This is a genomic window from Pseudomonas sp. 2995-1 (assembly GCF_002742505.1).
In the GTDB taxonomy this organism is placed as follows: domain Bacteria; phylum Pseudomonadota; class Gammaproteobacteria; order Pseudomonadales; family Pseudomonadaceae; genus Aquipseudomonas; species Aquipseudomonas sivasensis.
Window position 1 is genome coordinate 1 of sequence record NZ_LJSA01000528.1, and the last position, 268, is coordinate 268.

1 protein-coding gene is annotated in these 268 nt (G+C 37.7%); it reads right to left on the reverse strand.

Annotated features, from left to right (window positions below):
• Window positions 1-268 (reverse strand): phospholipase D-like domain-containing protein (locus tag AOA61_RS27340; RefSeq protein WP_256583504.1); only part of this gene is annotated, 268 nt, incomplete at both ends.

Genomic DNA, 268 nt, shown 5'->3' on the forward strand with positions numbered 1-268 from the left:
ACTAAACTGTTGGAAAAATACCTCGTTTCAATCTCATCAGTCAATGTTTTAGCAAACTCCTCACTATCGATAACGACCATAGTTTCTGTGCTAAGAAACGAACTTCTTGCGTCCAAGTTAAAAGATCCTATTAAACTGAGCCTATCGTCAAAAATATAGGTTTTAGCATGGACCGAATCTGGTCCTTGATATTCAAGAACTGATGAGGAGAAGTCAACTACTTTTTCTCTTACATTTGTATAACCTGAGAAAGCGATCACGTTCGGTG